Origin of the sequence: Prescottella soli, assembly GCF_040024445.1 — a bacterium.
GTDB classification, from domain to species: Bacteria; Actinomycetota; Actinomycetes; order Mycobacteriales; family Mycobacteriaceae; genus Prescottella; species Prescottella soli.
Genome location: NZ_CP157276.1, coordinates 2274718 through 2291447 on the forward strand (window position 1 = coordinate 2274718; position 16730 = coordinate 2291447).

Consider the following 16730-nt stretch of genomic DNA (forward strand, 5'->3'; position numbering starts at 1 on the left):
GACTCAGTTGTTCTGGGGGAAGCCGAGGTTGATGCCGCCGTGGCTGGGGTCGAGCCAGCGGGTCGTGACGACCTTGCCGCGGGTGAAGAAGTGGACGCCCTCGGTGCCGTGGGCGTGGGTGTCACCGAACAGCGAGCTCTTCCACCCACCGAAGCTGTAGTAGGCCATCGGAACCGGGATCGGGACGTTGATGCCGACCATGCCGACCTCCACCTCGTTCTGGAAGCGGCGCGCCGCCCCACCGTCGTTGGTGAAGATCGCGGTGCCGTTGCCGAACGGGTTCGAGTTCACCAGCGCGAGCGCCTCGTCGTAGGACTCCACGCGGACGACCGACAGCACGGGGCCGAAGATCTCGTCGGTGTAGACACTCATGTCCGGGGTGACGTGGTCGAGCATGGTGGGCCCGAGCCAGAAGCCGTCCGCTCCCCCGTCCGCCTCGATGCCGCGCCCGTCCACCACGACGGTGGCGCCGGCGGCCTCGCCCGCGTCGACGTACGACGCGACACGGTCTCGGTGGGCCTTGGTCACCAGCGGGCCCATGTCCGCGTCGCGCGTCCCGTCGCCGGTCTTGAGCGCCCGGGTGCGCTCGGCGATCTTGTCGACCAACTCGTCCGCGATGTCGCCGACCGCAACCATCACGGAGATCGCCATGCAGCGCTCACCTGCGGACCCGAAACCGGCGTTCACCATGGCGTCCGCGGCCAGATCGAGGTCCGCGTCGGGGAGCACGATGGCGTGGTTCTTCGCGCCGCCCAGCGCCTGGACCCGCTTGCCGTGGGCGGTGCCGGTGGCGTACACGTACTGGGCGATCGGCGTCGAACCGACGAACGAGATCGCCTTGATGTCCGGGGAGGTGAGCAACTCGTCGACCGCGGTCTTGTCGCCCTGCAGCACGTTGAACACGCCTGCGGGCAGGCCGGCCTCGGCCCACAGCTCCGCCATCCAGATCGACGCCGTCGGATCCTTCTCGGACGGCTTGAGGACGACCGTGTTGCCGGTCGCGACGGCGACCGGGAAGAACCACATCGGGACCATGGCCGGGAAGTTGAACGGGGAGATGATCGCGACCGGGCCGACCGGCTGCCGGATCGAGGCGACGTCGACGGACGTCGACGCGTTCTCGGTCATGCCGCCCTTGAGCAGATGCGCGATGCCGCAGGCGAATTCGACGACCTCCTGACCGCGCGACACTTCACCGAGCGCGTCGGAGAGCACCTTGCCGTGCTCGGCCGTGATGATATCGGCCAGTTCCTGCTTGCGCTCGTTGAGCAGTTCGCGGAACTTGAACAGCACAGCGGTGCGCTTGGCCAGCGAGCTGTCCCGCCACGCCGGGAACGCCGCCGACGCCGCCGCGATCACCGTCCGGGCGTCCTCGACACTCGCCAGTGCGACCTGGCCGGTGACCGCGCCGGTCGCCGGGTTGGTGACGGGGGCGGTGTTGCCGCTCGTTCCGGCAAAGCCCTTGCCGTCGGACCAGTGCGCGATCGTCCGTGCCGCGCCGTCACTGTGGGTCATGGGAGTCCTTAACTGAGTCGATCGACACGCGCGATCACGCGTAGTGCCTCAACTCTGGCCGTCCGCCCCACCACCGCAGGGCTGCACTGTGTAAAAGGATCGGACTTCTGATTTACACTTCGTCAAATGCAGCCGACCGTCCGCGAGATCCTCGCCCTCCCGGTCCTCCAGCACGGCGAGCCGGAGGTGATCGGCGGCGGCACCCTCGACCGCCGGGTCCGGTGGGTGCACGTGAGCGATCTGCGGGACCTGTCGAACCTGCTCCAGGGCGGCGAGCTCGTCCTGACGACGGGACACGCCCTCACCGATGATCCTGTGGGTTACCTGGAGGGCCTGGCCGCCGCCGGGGCGACCGGCCTCGTCGTCGAACTCGGACTGCACGTCGACGCGATCCCGCCGGAGGCGGCCGAGGCCGCGGACCGGCTCGGGCTGCCGGTGGTGGCCCTCCACCGGGAGGTCCGGTTCGTCGAGGTCACCGAGGAGGTGCACCGCTCGATCGTGGCCGACCAGTATGCCGAGGTGGCGTTCGCCCGCAACACCCACGAGGCGTTCACCGACCTGAGCATGAAGCGGGCGTCGCCCGGCGAGATCGTCGAAGCCGCAGCGGCGATACTCGGAGCACCGATCGTCCTCGAGGATCTGGCGCGGCAGGTCCTCGCCTTCGCATCGCAGGGCCTCGAGACCGCGGAACTGCTGTCGGACTGGGAACGCCGGTCGCGGCTGACGCCGGTCGCGCGCGAGACGGGGATCGGCGGACCGGAATCCTGGATCACCACACCGGTGGGCGCCCACCGGCAGGAATGGGGCCGGCTCGTCGTCCCCCGCCCGACCGGCAACGACACCCGAACCCGCATGACCATCGAACGCGCCGCCCAGGCACTCGCGCTGGGGCGCATGGCGGAGCGTGAGGGCACCGCCCTCCAACAGCAGGCCCAGAGCGGCCTCATCGACGAGCTGCGCCGCGGTCGCATCCAGGACGAGGCCGAGGCGACCGCCCGCGCACACGCCCTCGGGTTGCGACCCGCGCTGACATACCTGCCGCTCACCATTCGCGTTGCTGAGACCCCCAGCGCCGACCAGGTTTTCACGCAGCGGCGACGGGTCCGCATGCTCGACGCCATCCGTCACGCCGTGCGGACGTCGCGGTTGACGGCGCTCACCACCAATCCGCGGGCCGGCTGGTTCGACCTGCTGATCTCACAGCCCCCGGGCGGTTCCGGACCCGACGCCCTGCAGCCGCTGTGCGCCGAGATCCACGCCGCGCTCGGGCGGATCGACGGCGTCGTGCGCTGCACCGTCGGCGTCGGCCCGGACTCGACCCGGCTGCTGGACGCCGCGCGCGGTCTCACCGAATCGGCCCACATCGCCGACGTGGCACAGTCGTTGCCGCGGGACGGCAGGTTCTGCCACCGCTCCGCGGACATCCGGTTGCGCGGGCTGATCGCGCTCATCCGCACGGATCAGCGTGTGCAGGCCTTCGCCGAAGCCGAACTGCGCGGCCTGCTCGAGCACCGGGCACGGCACGGCGACGACCTGCTGGACCTCCTGCGCGCCTACCTCGAACTCGGCGGCAACAAGGCCGAACTCGCCAAGCGGATGCGGATCTCGCGCCCCACGCTGTACGCCAAGCTCGCGACCGTCGAACGTCTCCTCGGAGTGGACCTGGACGACGCCGAGTCCCGGACGTCGCTGCACACGGCCGTGCTGATCCTCGACAGTCATTCGAGCGCGCCCGCGGAGGAGGCGGGGGCAGCGCCCGGGACCTGAGTGACCGACGGGGACACGACGAGGCCCCCGGCACCCGATCGTTCGGGTACCGGGGGCCTGTCGTCTTCCGGCCGTCAGTGGTCGTGCACGACCGCGGCCGCGGGATCCGGTTGCTCCGGCGATCCCGTCGTCGCACGGTTGCCCAGTTCGATCAGCACGACACCGGCGATGATCAGTGCGATACCCCCGATTGCCGTGACGGACAACGACTCCCGGAACAGCAGAACTCCCAGGACCGCCACCGCCGTCGTTCCGACCGCGGACCAGATGGCGTAGCCGACGCCGACATCCAGACCGCGCTGGAGAGCGAAGCCGAGCAGAGCGAACGCCGTGGCGTAGCCGATCACGACGATCACCGACGGCAGCAGCCGGCTGAAACCGTCGGCGGCCTTGAGGGACAGCGTCGCAACGATCTCACACGCGATTGCGCCGGCCAGGAGTCCGTAAGCGCTCATCACCCCACCTGTTCGGGAACGGATCGACGGTCCTGAACCTTACGCCGGTAGAGCCACAGCACGACCGCAGCCGCCAGTACGCCGAACGCCACCGACAGCTCCTTGAAGCCGCCGTACCCCGTGACCTCGAATCCCGTGGCGCCCACGACGAGAATGACGGCGAGCACTGCCGAGAGCACCAGCGACAGCGGAACGAACATCGCCGGCAGACGAATCGGACGGGCCAGGTCGGGGCGGTCCTTGCGCAGCAGGAAGAAGCCCGACAGCGCGAAGATGTGGGTCAGGATGTAGCCCAGGTTGCCCGTGACGATGATCGCGAGCGGCGTCTTGAGCACGGTCAGGACCAGGACGTTGACCACCAGCGCCACGGTGAGCGCCCGGACGGGAACGCCCCTCTTGTTCAGCACACCGAACTGCCGCAGACTCGTCCCCTCCTTGCCCATGTTGTAGAGAACGCGCGAGCCGTCGGCGAGACCGGTCACCATGATCAGCAGCAGCGAGCAGATCAGGAACAGCACCATGACGTCGGCCGCGCCGCCGACCAGGTTCTGGAAGGCCTCGACGTAGAACGTGGTGGGCGCGTCGGCAATCACGCCCTCGCCGACGTACCCCGTCAGGATGAGCGGCAGCAGCACGAAGACGCCGAGCGAGAACAGGACGCCCGCCTTGAGGGCCTTGGCCGTGTCGGAGACGGTGTTGCGGTACTCCGGTGCGAACGTCGCGCAGACCTCGACGCCGAACGACGTCCACGCCATCACGTACAGCCACACCAGCGCGGTGCGCAGCCCTTCGACGCCGTGCAGGTTCCAGGTGAGCGCGGAGACGTCGAAGCCGTTGGCCAGCAGCGGTCCGACGATGAACACCGCGAGCGGGATGAGCAGGATGCCGCCCGTGATGTACACGAACGTCATGGTGATGCGGACGCCGACGACGTTGAGCAGGTAGAGAATTCCGATCACACTGAGGCCGACCACGATCGGGAAGTTCAGCTCGATCGGTCCCAGCTCCCACGACCAGTCCTGATCCGGGAACCACTGCGATTGGACGAGGGCGCCGATGATGCCGGCGTAGACGGACAACGATGTGGTCCACGGGAACCAGTACCCGACGGCGGCGAGCGGTCCGACGATCGGCGCACGCTTCTTCCACGCCTCGGCGGCGTAAGCCGCGATACCGCCCGACGACTCCGGGAACATCGCGGCGAGTTCGGTGTAGATCCAGTTCGCCCCGGTCGCGAGGAGCATCGAGACGCTCCACAGGAGCACTGCGCCCCATCCGCCGAGGCCGACGATCGAGGCGCCGAGCGAGGCGATCAGCGCGGCCGGCATCGTCAGCGACATCGCGAAGCCGTCGTACCAGCGCATCGTCTTGTGCAGTTCGGTGGAGGTCTGTTCGGTGGACGTTGTTTCGGCCATGGCATTCCTAAGTCCCGTTGGGGGGCGCCACGGGGGCACCCGGATATGACGGTGACTCGGACGGAACAGTGCGGAATCGACCCCCGCGGCAAGGGGATCGAACCCATCGACCCCGGAATGCGGACCCCGACGACGTCGATGCGGCGGACGAAGTATGGATCACGCCGCGAGCGATGACAAGCCCCGACGGGTGCCGGAGGAGACCTGCCCGCGCCGCGTGAGGTTGCGCGGAACCATCTCGCCAACATTGACGATGCAGAAACGAAACCGCTCAGGATGTTGCTCAAATGACAAACATCGGCGGTGATTTCTGCTCATCGGCGTGACAGGGGCTCGCCGAGTCGATATCGTGACCGCACTCGACGGAACGAGTGACCTGCACCACATCCACGGCGTTGGCAGCGCCACATCACACGACACGCGTCGCAGGAGAAACCCAGGTGAATCCAGTCAACGGTCCAGACATCCAACTGACGCGGCGCCGCCTGCTCGGCTACGGCGGCGCCGTCGGCCTCTCGGCGCTCCTCTTCGCCGGCACCCCGCAGGCCCGGGCACAGACGGGATCGGTCGGATCGCTCGGATCCCCCGACTCGAATCACGCGGACGTGATCGTCCTCGGCGCCGGCGTGTCCGGCCTGGGCGCGGCGCGCACGGTCGCCGACGCAGGCAGATCGGTGATCGTCCTCGAGGCCCGCGATCGGATCGGCGGCCGGCTCTGGACGGACCGCACGACCATGGGCATCCCGGTCGAGCGGGGCGCCGAACTCATCCACGGTGCCGACGTGTCCACCTGGGACATCGTCGGCCCGGCGAACATCTCGACACATCGGTGGGGGACCAAGATGTCCCGATTCGATCCGTCCACGCCGTGGGTCGACCAGGACACCTGGCAGTTCTACAACTTCCCGCAGGGAAAGCCGGGCGTACCGACACCGCTCCCGGCCCCGAACCCCGGCGAGACCGCAGAGCAGTACCTCGGGCGGCTGGGCATCTCTCGGGCGAACTACCCGCTCGCCTTCCTGGTCATCGAGGTGGACAGCGAGCAGTCCGACAAGCTTCCCGCCGAGGACGTGGTCGAGGCACTCGAGACCGCGCTGACGGCCCCGGACAGCGGGCCGATCCCGAGTGACGGGTACGGGGATTTCCGCGTGATCGGCGGCTACGACCAGGTCGTCCGGATTCTCGCCGAGGGAATCGACGTGCGGACGAATCACGAGGTCGCCCGCGTCGCTCACTCTCGTCACGGCGTGGAGGTGCTGGCGAACGGCACCCGGTTCACCGCCCGCAAGCTCGTGATCGCACTGCCCGCAGGCGTGCTGCAACAGGAGTCGATCGCGTTCGACCCGCCGCTACCTTCGACGCAGCGTTCCCGGATCTCCGAGGTGGTCTACCTTCCCGTCTACAAGGGCCTGCTGGAGTTCTCCGCTCCGGTTCTGCCGGACGGATGGGACCTCGCAGAGGATTACCTGGTCAACCCGCCGACGTTGTGGAACGGGTCGGCCGCGGCGCCCGGCTACGCGGGGCAGGTCGTCGTCGCCTGGGCGACCGGAGACGAGGCCCGGGAACTGCTGGCGGCGACGGAGGCCGAGCGCCTCGCCCAGTCGCTGGAGGCGGTCCGATCGATGGCCGGCGACGCGGGGCTGACAACTGTGGCCACGTCGACCTACGACTGGTCCCTCGACGAGTTCGCGCGGGGCGCCTACCCGGGGCCGACCTCGCGCCGCGAGGGGTTGTACGACCCCATTCAGCGGACCGTGTTCTGGGCGGGCATGGTCACCAGCACCGTCAGCTCGTCCCTCGACTCGGGCCGCACCGCCGGTACCGCAGCCCTGGGGGCGCTGTGAGCCCCCGGAAAGGACCGCGCGCCATGGCGATGCAGCGCCATCCACCGGCAGCCCGGCACTCCGATCGATCCGGGGACGACCTGTCGTCGCACGATCTCGCGCTGGTGATCGAAGCGTTGACCGGCGAACGACTTGAGCCAAAATCTGACACAACTTCTGCTCATTGAACAGTTTCTAAGCTCAAATTCTGCCCATAGGGGGTGACATGGGCCACGATTGCCGTTATCGTGGCCACACTCGCACGGAACGAGTGATCCCCAGCACAGCCACCGAGGGCATCGGCAGCCCTACCCACACCAAGAGGGTTTCTCATGACGACATCCATCCCGACCGCCCCGCGCCAGCAGCTCTACGTGGACGGCGCGTACACCGACGGCAGCACCGGCGAGTCCGTCGAGGTGATCAGCCCGGTCACCGGTGGCCACATCGGCACCATCCCGGTCCCCTCCACCGCGGACCTCGACAAGGCCGTCGACGCCGCCCATCGGGCCCAGGCCGAGTGGCGCAAGGTGGGCGTGTGGCAGCGCGCCGAGATCTGCCACCGCATCGGCGACGAACTCGAGAAGCGGATCGACTTCCTGGCCCGCCTGCAGACCCTCGAGCAGGGCAAGCCCCTCGCCGAGTCCATCGCCGACGTGACCGAGGCCGCGCAGCTGTTCCACCTGCACGCCGAGGACGCGGTCCGCCTGCACGGCGAAACCCTGCCCTCGAACGATCCGCAGAAGCGGATGTGGACCTTCTACCGGCCGGTCGGCGTCTGGGGCATCATCACGCCCTGGAACTTCCCGCTGCTGATGCTCACCGAGTTCGTCGCTCCGGGCCTGGCGACCGGCAACGCCCACGTCGTCAAGCCGCCGACCCACACCTCGCTGACCGTGCTGGCCGCGATGGAGGCGTTCGAGGCGGCAGGCCTGCCGGCCGGTCTCGTGAACATCCTTCCGGGAGAGGGCAACTTCGGTGCCGACCTGGTCTCGCATCCGGGCATCGACGCCATCGGCTTCATCGGTTCGTCGCAGACCGGCGCGAAGATCCAGGCGACCGCCGGCCTGAAGCGGTCCATCATGGAGTGCTCGGGCAACGGCCCGCTCATCGTGCTCGCCGACGCCAACGTCGAGGCCGCGGCCAAGGCGGCCGCCGACGCCGCGTACTACTGCGCGGGTCAGGTCTGCTGCGCCACCGAGCGCGCACTGGTGCACGCCGACGTGCACGACGCATTCGTCGAGGCACTCGTCGCGTACTCCGGCTCGGTCAAGCTCGGCGATCCGTTCGACTCCGCGGTCAACCTCGGTCCGCTCAACAACGAGGGTGTCGCCGCGAAGATGGACCGGCACCTGGCCGACGCCCGCGAGCGCGGCTTCGACGTCCTGGTCGGCGGCGGCCGCCGCGAGGGATTCCCGACCGACCTGTACTACGACTTCACGGTCGTCGACGGCGTCACCCCCGACAGCCTCCTCAGCAAGGAGGAGTCGTTCGGCCCGGTCGTGCCGATCATCACGGGCCGCGACGACGACGAACTTCTCCGCCTGGCCAACAGCGACGCGCTCGGCCTCCAGGCTGCGGTCTTCACCGAAAGCCTCACCAAGGCTTACCGATTCGTCGAGGAGGTGGAGACCGGACAGGTGATCGTCAACGACAGCACCGGATTCTGGGACATCAACATGCCGTTCGGCGGCGCGGGCGGCAAGGGCACCGGGTGGGGCCGGATCGGCGGCAAGCACACGCTGATCGACATGTCCGACCTGCGCACCGGTGTCATGCACCTGGGCCGCTGACTCGCGACGAACACGCTCTTCCAATGAAAGGTCTCCGCATGCCCACCACCAGCCCGTCGACGATCGACGGGGTGCACCGCTCCCCGTACTGGTTCGACGTGACGCCGGCCCCGACGCCGCGCCCGGCGCTCGCGACGACGCTGTCCGCCGACCTGCTGGTGGTGGGCGGAGGCTATACCGGCCTGTGGACCGCGCTCATGGCCAAGGAATCGGAACCCGATCTGCGCGTGGTGCTCCTCGAGGGCCACACCATCGGGCACGCCGCAAGCGGCCGCAACGGCGGCTTCTGCTCCCCGAGCATCACTCACGGCCTCATGAACGGCGTGAACCGCTGGCCGAACGAGGCCGCGGCCATGCACCGGATGGGGCTCGACAATCTCGCCGGAATCGAGGAGTCCCTCGAGCGCTACGCCATCGACGCCGACTACCGACGGCCGGGCAAGGTCAGCTTCGCCCGGACCACCTGGGAACTCGAGGGTCTGCGCGCCTACTCCGAGATGAGTGGGCGCTACGGCGAGACGTCGCGGTTCATCCCGCCGTCGGAGGTCGGCGACTGGACCGCGTCGCCCGTCTACGTCGGCGGCCTGTACCTGCCCGACTACGCGCTGGTCGATCCGTACAAGCTCGTGCTCGGCCTGCGGCAGGCATGCCTCGACCTCGGCATCGAGATCCACGAGAACACCGCGGTCACGTCGATCGGCAAGACGTCCGGCGAGCGCATCGCCGCGACCACACCGCGCGGCCGGGTCGAGGCGAAGCGAGTTGCACTGGCCACCAACGCCTTCGAGCCACTACTGCGCCGCCTCACGAACACGACCATCCCGGTCTACGACTACGCGCTCGTCACCGAGCCGCTGAGCGACGCCGACCTCGAGTCCATCGGGTGGACGCAGGACTTCGGTCTCACCGACGCCGGCAACCAGTTCCACTACTACCGCAAGACCGCGGACAACCGGATCCTGTGGGGCGGCTACGACGCGATCTACCACTACGGCTCCCGACGCGACGAAGAACTGCTCGACCGACCGGAGACCTACGCGCGGCTCGCGGCGAACTTCGCCGCGACGTATCCCCAGCTGGCCCACGTGCGGTTCACCCACGGGTGGGGCGGCATGATCGACTCGTCGACGCGGTTCTGCCTCACCGCCGGCTCGGCGTACGGCGGACGCGTCGCGTACGCCACGGGTTTCACCGGCCTGGGCGTCACCGCGACCCGCTTCGGCGCACAGGTGATGCTCGACCGTCTGGCGGGACGCCGGACGGAGCGCACGGAACTGGCGATGATTCGGCGGCCGGCGGTGCCGTTTCCCCCGGAACCGGTGCGTTACTTTGGTGTCCAGGCAACCAGATGGTCGCTGGCCCGGGAGGACGACCACGGTCGCCGCAACCTGTGGTTGCGACTCCTCGACAGCATCGGACTGGGATTCGATTCCTAGTCGCACCGAACCGGTTCGGAGGACACCTTGAACACACCGAGCATCGACGCGATCGACGCACGGATCATCGAGCTCCTGCAGAAGGACGGTCGACTCCCGTACCGGCAGATCGCAGAGGAGCTCGACATTCCCCCGTCGTCGGCGCGATACCGCGTGCAGCGACTCGAGGACGCCGGGATCCTGCAGATCGTCGGGATCGCCAACCCGATGCGAATCGGCTTCGACCGCATGGCGATCGTCGGCATCCACACCCGCGCGGGCACCGCACGCTCGGTGTGCCAGGCGGTGGCGGCACTGCCCCAGACCAGCTACGTGATCGTCACGTCCGGGCGGTACGACGTCATCGTCGAGGTGATCTGCAAGGACACCGAGGACTTCACCCGCCTGATGCACGACCAGCTGCACGCCATCGACGGCGTGCTCTCCACGGAGTCGTTCTTCGTCCTCGAAGTGGGGAAGTTGGCGTACGGCTGGGGAGTCGGCAACCCGCCGATGCTCCACGAGGTCGTCTCTGCGGAGAACGCATCGGTCGAGCCCGACGAGTGACCAGCGGCGCCGGCGCACCTTCCCCGCGCCGGCGCAGCGCCGTGATCGGGTCCGACCTCAACCATCGAAACATCGACTCGACAGGCCCAGCAATGACTTCCACACATCCCCTGCCCGGAGCGGACGAGAACAGCGTCGACGTCACCGCAGCGACCCTCGATCACCGTGCGCTACCGGACGACCTCGTCGTCCACGGATCACCCACGACCGCCCACCGGGCCCTGACCTCACTGCCGGGGACGACGGTCGGCGTCTGGGAGCACTCTCCCGGAACCTCGCGCGACGTCGAGGTGGACGAGGTGTTCTTCGTCGTCGACGGTCAGGGCCTGCTCGAATTCGAGGACGGTTCTCCCGCAGTCGAGCTCCGCCCCGGCATCCTCGTCCGCCTGCGTGCCGGACAGCGCACCGTGTGGACGGTGCGCGAGACGCTCCGCAAGATCTACATCTCCTGACGACCCGGCGCCCAGGCTCCGACGACGAAAGCATGGACACGATGCACCAGTACATCGACGGGATCCGGTGCGACGGGTCCTCCGGTTGCACCCAGGACGTGATCGACCCCTCGACCGGCGAGACGATCGTCACCGTCACCCTCGCGAGCCGCGCCGATGTCGACCGCGCGGTCGCCGCCGCCCGGCGCGCATTCGGATCGTGGTCGCGGACCACCCCGGCGGAGCGCTCGGCGCTCCTGCTCCGCGTCGCCGACATCCTGCGCGGTCGCACGGACGAACTCGCGGCGCTCGAAAGCCGTCAGTGCGGCAAGCCGATCCGGCTGGCGCGCGAGTTCGACGTCCCGGGCTCGATCGACAACATCGAGTTCTTCGCCGGGGCCGCTCGCATCCTCGAGGGCAAGGCGACGGGCGAGTACTCCCCCACCCACACCTCGAGCGTCCGCCGCGAGCCGCTCGGGGTCGTGGGCGCGGTCGCGCCGTGGAACTACCCGCTGCAGATGGCGGTGTGGAAGATCTTCCCCGCGATCGCCGCCGGCAACACCGTCGTTCTCAAGCCCGCCGAGATCACGCCGCTGACCGCGCTGCTGCTGGCCGAGGCGATCACCGAGGCCGGTATCCCCGACGGTGTGGTCAACATCGTCGTCGGCAGCGGCCAGGAAGCCGGCGCGGCCCTGGCACGCCACGTCGGCGTCGACATGATCTCGTTCACCGGATCGACCGCGGTGGGACGCTCGATCCTCGAGGCCGCCGCGACCAACGCCAAGCGCGTCCACCTCGAACTGGGCGGCAAGGCGCCCTTCGTCGTGTTCGACGACGCCGACCTGGAGGCCGCGATCCACGGAGCGGTGGCCGCGAGCCTGATCAACGGCGGACAGGACTGCACGGCCGCCACTCGCGCGATCGTGCACGAGTCGGTCGTCGACGCGTTCGTCGCGGGTGTGGCCGAGCTGTACGAATCGGTGACGCTGGGTCCGACCGCCGATGAGGCGACGGATCTGGGCCCTCTGAGCTCCTACGCGCACCGCGACCGAGTCGCCGCAATGGTCGACCGCGCACGCGATTACGCGACGATCGTCACCGGCGGCACCGCCGGCGACGGACCACTCGCCGCAGGCGCCTACTACCGTCCGACGCTCGTCACCGGCGCCCCGGTCGACAGCGAGATCTACCGGGACGAGGTGTTCGGCCCGGTGCTGACGGTGACGCCGTTCCGCGACGACGACGAGGCCATCGCCCTCGCCAACGACACTCCCTACGGGCTCGCCGCGTCGGCGTGGACCAGCGACCTGCACCGCGCACTGCGCGCGACGCGCGAGATCGCGGCCGGCTGCGTGTGGGTCAACGACCACATCCCGATCGTGAGCGAGATGCCGCACGGTGGGGTCAAGCAGTCCGGATTCGGCAAGGACATGTCGTCCTACTCGTTCGAGGAATACACCACGGTCAAGCACGTGATGTTCGATCTCTCGCGCGACGCGCGGAAGGAGTGGCACCGGACCGTCTTCCGCACGAACTGACGCCGGGGTGGCGGGCGCGTTCCTACGCGCCCAGGGCAAAGGCGACGAGGAAGCCCAGCGCCGTGGAGATCCCCACCCACCAGCCGCCCTCGCGGTAGGCCTCCGGCATGAGCGAATCGGCAAGCACCGCAATGGTCGCGCCGCCCGCGAAGGCCTGGATCACCGCGATGCGGCTGTCCGGGATGGTGTCGGAGACGGCGTTGGCGCCGATCACGACCAGCACCAGCACCGCGGCCGTGATCGACCACACCCCGAACGCCCGACGCGCGTCGAAACCCGGCTGCTTGCGCATCGACGCCGCCCCGGCGACGGCCTCGGGGACGTTGCCGACGGCGACCGCCACCAGCAGGACCACTCCCCCGCCAGCCGTCAGCGAGACGCCCAGCGCGGTGTTCTCGGGGATGCCGTCGAGCAGCGCGCCGAGCATCAACGCCCACCCCAGTGCGGCGGGACCGAGCTTGTTCTCGATCAGGTGGTCGGCCACGACGTACACCACCGCACCCGCGAGCAGCGCCGACCCCGCGACCCACACCCCCTCGATCGCGAACGCGGGCGCGAACAGCTCCGACGACACCGCCGCCACCATCGTGCCGGCGCCGAATGCCATGAGCGCCGCCAGCAATGGGCGCGGCAGGTCGAAGCGCAGTCCCACCCACGCACCGAACAAAAGCGGCAGAGCCGTCCCCAGACCGTACAGCGCAGCCGTCAGCATCGGCCGATCGTAGTCACCGCCGACCCGATCGGACACAATCGACACATGGCATGGCTCGAAGTCCTGCGTGTCGGCGCACGCACCACCGTCCAGGACCGCGGGCGGGCCGGACACGCGGCGCTCGGGGTCGGGGTCTCGGGCGCCGCCGACGTCGTCGCGCACGACAGCGCCAATCGCCTCGTCGGCAACGATCCCGCGGCGGCCGGCCTCGAGGTGACACTGGGCGGACTCCGGACACGCGCGATCGGCCCGGCGACGATCGCGGTGACCGGCGCCCCGATGCCCCTCACCGTGAACGGCGAACCGCGCCCGCTCTACTCGACGCTGCACGTCCGGGACGGCGACGAGATTGCCCTGGGGATCGCGCCCACGGGACTGCGGACCTATCTCGCGGTCCGCGGCGGTATCGACGTCCCCGCCGTCCTCGGCAGCCGCGCCACCGACACCCTGTCGGGGATCGGACCCGAACCGCTCCGCGAGGGCGATCGGCTGCCGATCGGAGACCTGCACGGCGAGTTGCCGATCGAGGAGCTCATCCCCCCGCCGGCACCGGCCGGCGACCCCGTCGAGCTGCGTATCCGGATGGGCCCGCGCGACGACTGGTTCACCCCGGCCTCCCGGACCGCCCTGGTGCAGCGGACGTGGACGGTCACCACCGACACCGACCGGGTGGGCGCGCGCCTCGCGGGCCCGGGTCCGCTGCACCGCGCGCACCGCGGTGAGCTGGCCAGCGAGGGCATGGTGACGGGGGCCCTGCAGGTCCCGCCGAACGGCATGCCGGTGCTGTTCCTCGCCGACCACCCGGTGACGGGCGGCTACCCGGTGATCGCCGTCGTCCTGGAAGACGACATCCCGGCCGCAGCTCAGCTACGACCGGGATCTCGAATCAGGTTTCGCCGGGTGCAGTGACCTCGACGGATCGTCAGCCGCGCCGCTGGCGCGCGATCTCCGACAGCACGACGCCCGCGGCGACCGACGCGTTGAGCGACTCCACCTCGCCGGCCATCGGGATGCTCAGGATCGAGTCGCAGGTCTCGCGGACCAGGCGGGACAGGCCCTTGCCCTCGGAACCGACGACGATCACGACGGGACCGGTGCCCTCGTAGGTGTCGAGGCTCGCGTCCCCGCCCGCGTCGAGGCCCACCACCTGGACGCCCTTCGCCTGCCAATCCTTCAGCGTGCGAGTCAGATTCGTGGCGCGCGCGACGGGCAGCCGGGCGGCGGCACCGGCGCTGGTGCGCCACGCGACCGCCGTGACGCTGGCGCTACGGCGCTGCGGGATCACCACCCCGTGGCCACCGAACGCCGCCACCGAACGCACCACGGCGCCGAGGTTGCGCGGATCGGTGATGTTGTCGAGCGCCACCAGCAGCGCCGGCTCCTGGCGGGTACGGGCCGCCGTGAGCAGGTCGTCCGGGTGCGCGTACCGGTACGGCGGGACCTGGAGCGCGATGCCCTGGTGCATGCCGTTGGCGCTCATCCGATCCAGATCGGTGCGCGGCACCTCGAGGATCGAGATGCCCTCGTCCGCGGCCCGCTGCACGGATTCCTTGAGACGGTCGTCGGTCTCCGCACCCACCGCGACGTACAGCGCCGTCGCGGGCACGCCCGCGCGCAGGCACTCGACGACGGGGTTGCGCCCGAGCACCATCTCGGGTGAGTCGTCCGCACGGCGGATCGCGGCCGCGCGCTGCATCTGCCGCTGATCCGCCGCCCGTGCGGCAGCCCGCGCCTTCTTCGCCGCGGGATGCTTGGTCCGCGCCTCGGCGGGCGGCGTGGCACCGCGGCCCTCGAGGCCCTTGCTGCGCTTGCCGCCCGATCCGACGACCTGGCCCTTCTTGGTGCCGCCCTTGCGGATCGCGCCACGCCTACTCGAATTACCAGCCATCACTTACCCGATTCGTTGGAAGAAGCTTGCTCGAGCGACCACTCGGGTCCGCTCGGAGTGTCGGTCACGGCGATCCCCGCCGCCGCCAACCGGTCGCGGACCTCGTCGGCCACCGCCCAGTTCTTGTCGGCCCGCGCCTGCTGGCGCCGGTCGAGTTCGGCCTGCACCAGCACGTCGAGCGCGCCCATGGCCGCCGTGTTGTCCGATGCGGCGGTCCACTGCTCGTCCAGCGGATCCACCCCCAGAATCCCGAGCATCGCCCGGACCTGTCCCGCGAGAGCCCGCGCCCCATCGGCGTCGCCGGACTCGAGCGCGATGTTGCCCTCGCGCACCCGCCCGTGGATCTCCGCAAGCGCCGCAGGCACGTTCAAGTCGTCGTCGAGCGCGGCGGCGAACTCCTCGGTCCACTTGCCGACCTGGACCTCACCGGCCCGCTCGACCGTCCGCATGACGAACGACTCGCACCGCCGGTATCCGGCTGCGGCCTCCTGCAGGGCCTCCTCGGAGTACTCGAGCATCGACCGGTAGTGCGCACTGCCGAGGTAGTACCGAAGTTCTTGCGGGCGAACGAGTTTGAGCACGTTCGGCACCGAGAGCACGTTGCCGAGCGACTTCGACATCTTCTCGCCGGACTTGGTGACCCAGCCGTTGTGCAGCCAGTACTGCGCGAAGTCGTCGCCCGCGCACTTGGCCTGCGCGATCTCGTTCTCGTGGTGCGGGAAGACCAGATCCAGTCCACCGCAATGGATGTCGAACGCCTGCCCCAGGTAGAACACCGCCATCGCGGAGCACTCGAGATGCCAACCGGGTCGACCCGGGCCCCACGGGGTGGGCCACGACGGCTCACCCGGCTTCGCGGCCTTCCACAGCGTGAAGTCCCGCGGATCCCGCTTGCCGGCACCGACACTCTCGCCCTGGTGGACGTCGTCGAGCTTGTGCCCGGACAGGTGGCCGTACTCGGGGAAGCTCCGGACGTCGAAGTACACGTCGCCACCTGCCGCGTACGCATGGCCATTGTCGATGAGCTGCTGCATCATCTCGACCATCTGCGTGACGTGCCCGGTCGCGCGCGGCTCCACCGACGGCGGCAGCACACCGAGCTGCTGGTACGCCCAGTCGAACGACCGCTCGAACGTCGCGGCCCACTCCCACCACGGGCGGCCCGCCTCGGCGGCCTTGTTCAGGATCTTGTCGTCGATGTCGGTGACGTTCCGCACGAACGCGACGTCGTAGTCGTGCGCGAGCAACCAGCGGCGCAGCACGTCGAACGCGACGCCGCTGCGCACGTGGCCGATGTGGGGTTCGCCCTGGACGGTGGCGCCACACAGGTACACCGAGGCATGTCCGGGGGTCAGCGGAACGAAGTCACGCGGAGCCCGTGTCACGGTGTCGTATAGGCGCAGGGTCACGA

At 69.4% G+C, this 16730-nt stretch carries 15 protein-coding genes; 9 read left to right on the top strand and 6 right to left on the bottom strand.

Going from position 1 to position 16730, the window contains the following annotated elements; all coding sequences use genetic code 11:
- Window positions 1-3: 3 nt before the first annotated feature.
- Window positions 4-1515, bottom strand: coding sequence for a CoA-acylating methylmalonate-semialdehyde dehydrogenase (locus ABI214_RS10665; RefSeq protein WP_348609940.1), 1512 nt, complete (start codon window positions 1513-1515; stop codon window positions 4-6).
- 126 nt (window positions 1516-1641) lie between these two features.
- Here ABI214_RS10665 and ABI214_RS10670 point away from each other — a divergent pair, with 126 nt between their 5' ends.
- A complete protein-coding gene (locus ABI214_RS10670; RefSeq protein WP_348609943.1) occupies window positions 1642-3282 on the top strand; it encodes a PucR family transcriptional regulator in 1641 nt (546 codons plus the stop codon).
- 74 nt (window positions 3283-3356) lie between these two features.
- Here the strand turns inward: ABI214_RS10670 and ABI214_RS10675 are convergent, their stop codons facing one another.
- Together ABI214_RS10675 and ABI214_RS10680 are read right to left on the bottom strand one after the other, a co-directional pair.
- On the bottom strand, window positions 3357-3737 hold the full coding sequence (locus ABI214_RS10675; RefSeq protein WP_348609946.1) for a DMT family transporter: 381 nt from the start codon (window positions 3735-3737) through the stop codon (window positions 3357-3359).
- Window positions 3737-5152: an APC family permease gene (locus ABI214_RS10680; protein ID WP_348609948.1), complete on the bottom strand. Its 1416-nt coding sequence runs from the start codon at window positions 5150-5152 to the stop codon at window positions 3737-3739. Before ABI214_RS10680 ends, ABI214_RS10675 begins: the two co-directional genes overlap by 1 nt.
- 440 nt (window positions 5153-5592) lie before the next feature.
- Here ABI214_RS10680 and ABI214_RS10685 point away from each other — a divergent pair, with 440 nt between their 5' ends.
- The 7 genes from ABI214_RS10685 to ABI214_RS10715 all read left to right on the top strand — a co-directional run bounded on the left by ABI214_RS10685 (window position 5593) and on the right by ABI214_RS10715 (window position 12719).
- The gene (locus tag ABI214_RS10685; protein ID WP_348609950.1) at window positions 5593-6996 is read left to right on the top strand and encodes a flavin monoamine oxidase family protein; all 1404 of its coding nucleotides are present in this window, start codon (window positions 5593-5595) and stop codon (window positions 6994-6996) included.
- Window positions 6997-7019: 23 nt separating this feature from the next.
- Window positions 7020-7163 (top strand): hypothetical protein, encoded by a 144-nt coding sequence (locus tag ABI214_RS10690; RefSeq protein ID WP_348609953.1) that lies wholly within the window; start codon window positions 7020-7022, stop codon window positions 7161-7163.
- A gap of 144 nt (window positions 7164-7307) precedes the next feature.
- Window positions 7308-8768 carry an aldehyde dehydrogenase family protein gene (locus ABI214_RS10695; protein ID WP_348609956.1) on the top strand — a complete coding sequence of 487 codons (1461 nt, stop codon included), beginning with the start codon at window positions 7308-7310 and terminating at the stop codon, window positions 8766-8768.
- A 38-nt stretch (window positions 8769-8806) separates the two neighbouring features.
- A complete protein-coding gene (locus ABI214_RS10700) occupies window positions 8807-10204 on the top strand; it encodes an NAD(P)/FAD-dependent oxidoreductase (RefSeq protein ID WP_348609959.1) in 1398 nt (465 codons plus the stop codon).
- 27 nt (window positions 10205-10231) lie between these two features.
- Complete coding sequence (locus ABI214_RS10705; RefSeq protein ID WP_348609962.1) at window positions 10232-10750, top strand: Lrp/AsnC family transcriptional regulator; 519 nt, start codon at window positions 10232-10234, stop codon at window positions 10748-10750.
- 92 nt (window positions 10751-10842) lie between these two features.
- Entirely contained in the window at window positions 10843-11202 is a 360-nt protein-coding gene (locus tag ABI214_RS10710) for a cupin domain-containing protein (protein WP_348609965.1), read from the top strand.
- 32 nt (window positions 11203-11234) lie between these two features.
- Complete coding sequence (locus ABI214_RS10715; protein ID WP_408585860.1) at window positions 11235-12719, top strand: gamma-aminobutyraldehyde dehydrogenase; 1485 nt, start codon at window positions 11235-11237, stop codon at window positions 12717-12719.
- Window positions 12720-12741: 22 nt separating this feature from the next.
- Here ABI214_RS10715 and ABI214_RS10720 read toward each other — a convergent pair whose 3' ends face one another.
- Window positions 12742-13431 (bottom strand): ZIP family metal transporter, encoded by a 690-nt coding sequence (locus ABI214_RS10720; RefSeq protein WP_348609968.1) that lies wholly within the window; start codon window positions 13429-13431, stop codon window positions 12742-12744.
- Between the two features lie 45 nt (window positions 13432-13476).
- Between ABI214_RS10720 and ABI214_RS10725 the strand changes: the two genes are divergently transcribed.
- A complete protein-coding gene (locus ABI214_RS10725; RefSeq protein WP_348609971.1) occupies window positions 13477-14340 on the top strand; it encodes a biotin-dependent carboxyltransferase family protein in 864 nt (287 codons plus the stop codon).
- A gap of 13 nt (window positions 14341-14353) precedes the next feature.
- Here ABI214_RS10725 and rlmB read toward each other — a convergent pair whose 3' ends face one another.
- Window positions 14354-15319: a 23S rRNA (guanosine(2251)-2'-O)-methyltransferase RlmB gene (gene rlmB, locus ABI214_RS10730; RefSeq protein WP_348609974.1), complete on the bottom strand. Its 966-nt coding sequence runs from the start codon at window positions 15317-15319 to the stop codon at window positions 14354-14356.
- Window positions 15319-16728, bottom strand: a complete 1410-nt coding sequence (gene cysS / locus ABI214_RS10735) for a cysteine--tRNA ligase (protein WP_348609977.1) — start codon at window positions 16726-16728, stop codon at window positions 15319-15321. The genes rlmB and cysS overlap by 1 nt, the downstream gene beginning before the upstream one ends.
- Window positions 16729-16730 lie beyond the last annotated feature (2 nt).

Coding starts and splice junctions, on each gene's coding strand:
- ABI214_RS10675 (WP_348609946.1), bottom strand. CDS start 3,737: ATGAGCGCTTACGGACTCCTGGCCGGCGCAATCGCGTGTGAGATCGTT.
- ABI214_RS10710 (WP_348609965.1), top strand. CDS start 10,843: ATGACTTCCACACATCCCCTGCCCGGAGCGGACGAGAACAGCGTCGAC.
- ABI214_RS10670 (WP_348609943.1), top strand. CDS start 1,642: ATGCAGCCGACCGTCCGCGAGATCCTCGCCCTCCCGGTCCTCCAGCAC.
- ABI214_RS10695 (WP_348609956.1), top strand. CDS start 7,308: ATGACGACATCCATCCCGACCGCCCCGCGCCAGCAGCTCTACGTGGAC.
- ABI214_RS10725 (WP_348609971.1), top strand. CDS start 13,477: ATGGCATGGCTCGAAGTCCTGCGTGTCGGCGCACGCACCACCGTCCAG.
- rlmB (WP_348609974.1), bottom strand. CDS start 15,319: ATGGCTGGTAATTCGAGTAGGCGTGGCGCGATCCGCAAGGGCGGCACC.
- ABI214_RS10690 (WP_348609953.1), top strand. CDS start 7,020: ATGGCGATGCAGCGCCATCCACCGGCAGCCCGGCACTCCGATCGATCC.
- ABI214_RS10720 (WP_348609968.1), bottom strand. CDS start 13,431: ATGCTGACGGCTGCGCTGTACGGTCTGGGGACGGCTCTGCCGCTTTTG.
- ABI214_RS10700 (WP_348609959.1), top strand. CDS start 8,807: ATGCCCACCACCAGCCCGTCGACGATCGACGGGGTGCACCGCTCCCCG.
- ABI214_RS10715 (WP_408585860.1), top strand. CDS start 11,235: ATGGACACGATGCACCAGTACATCGACGGGATCCGGTGCGACGGGTCC.
- ABI214_RS10665 (WP_348609940.1), bottom strand. CDS start 1,515: ATGACCCACAGTGACGGCGCGGCACGGACGATCGCGCACTGGTCCGAC.
- ABI214_RS10680 (WP_348609948.1), bottom strand. CDS start 5,152: ATGGCCGAAACAACGTCCACCGAACAGACCTCCACCGAACTGCACAAG.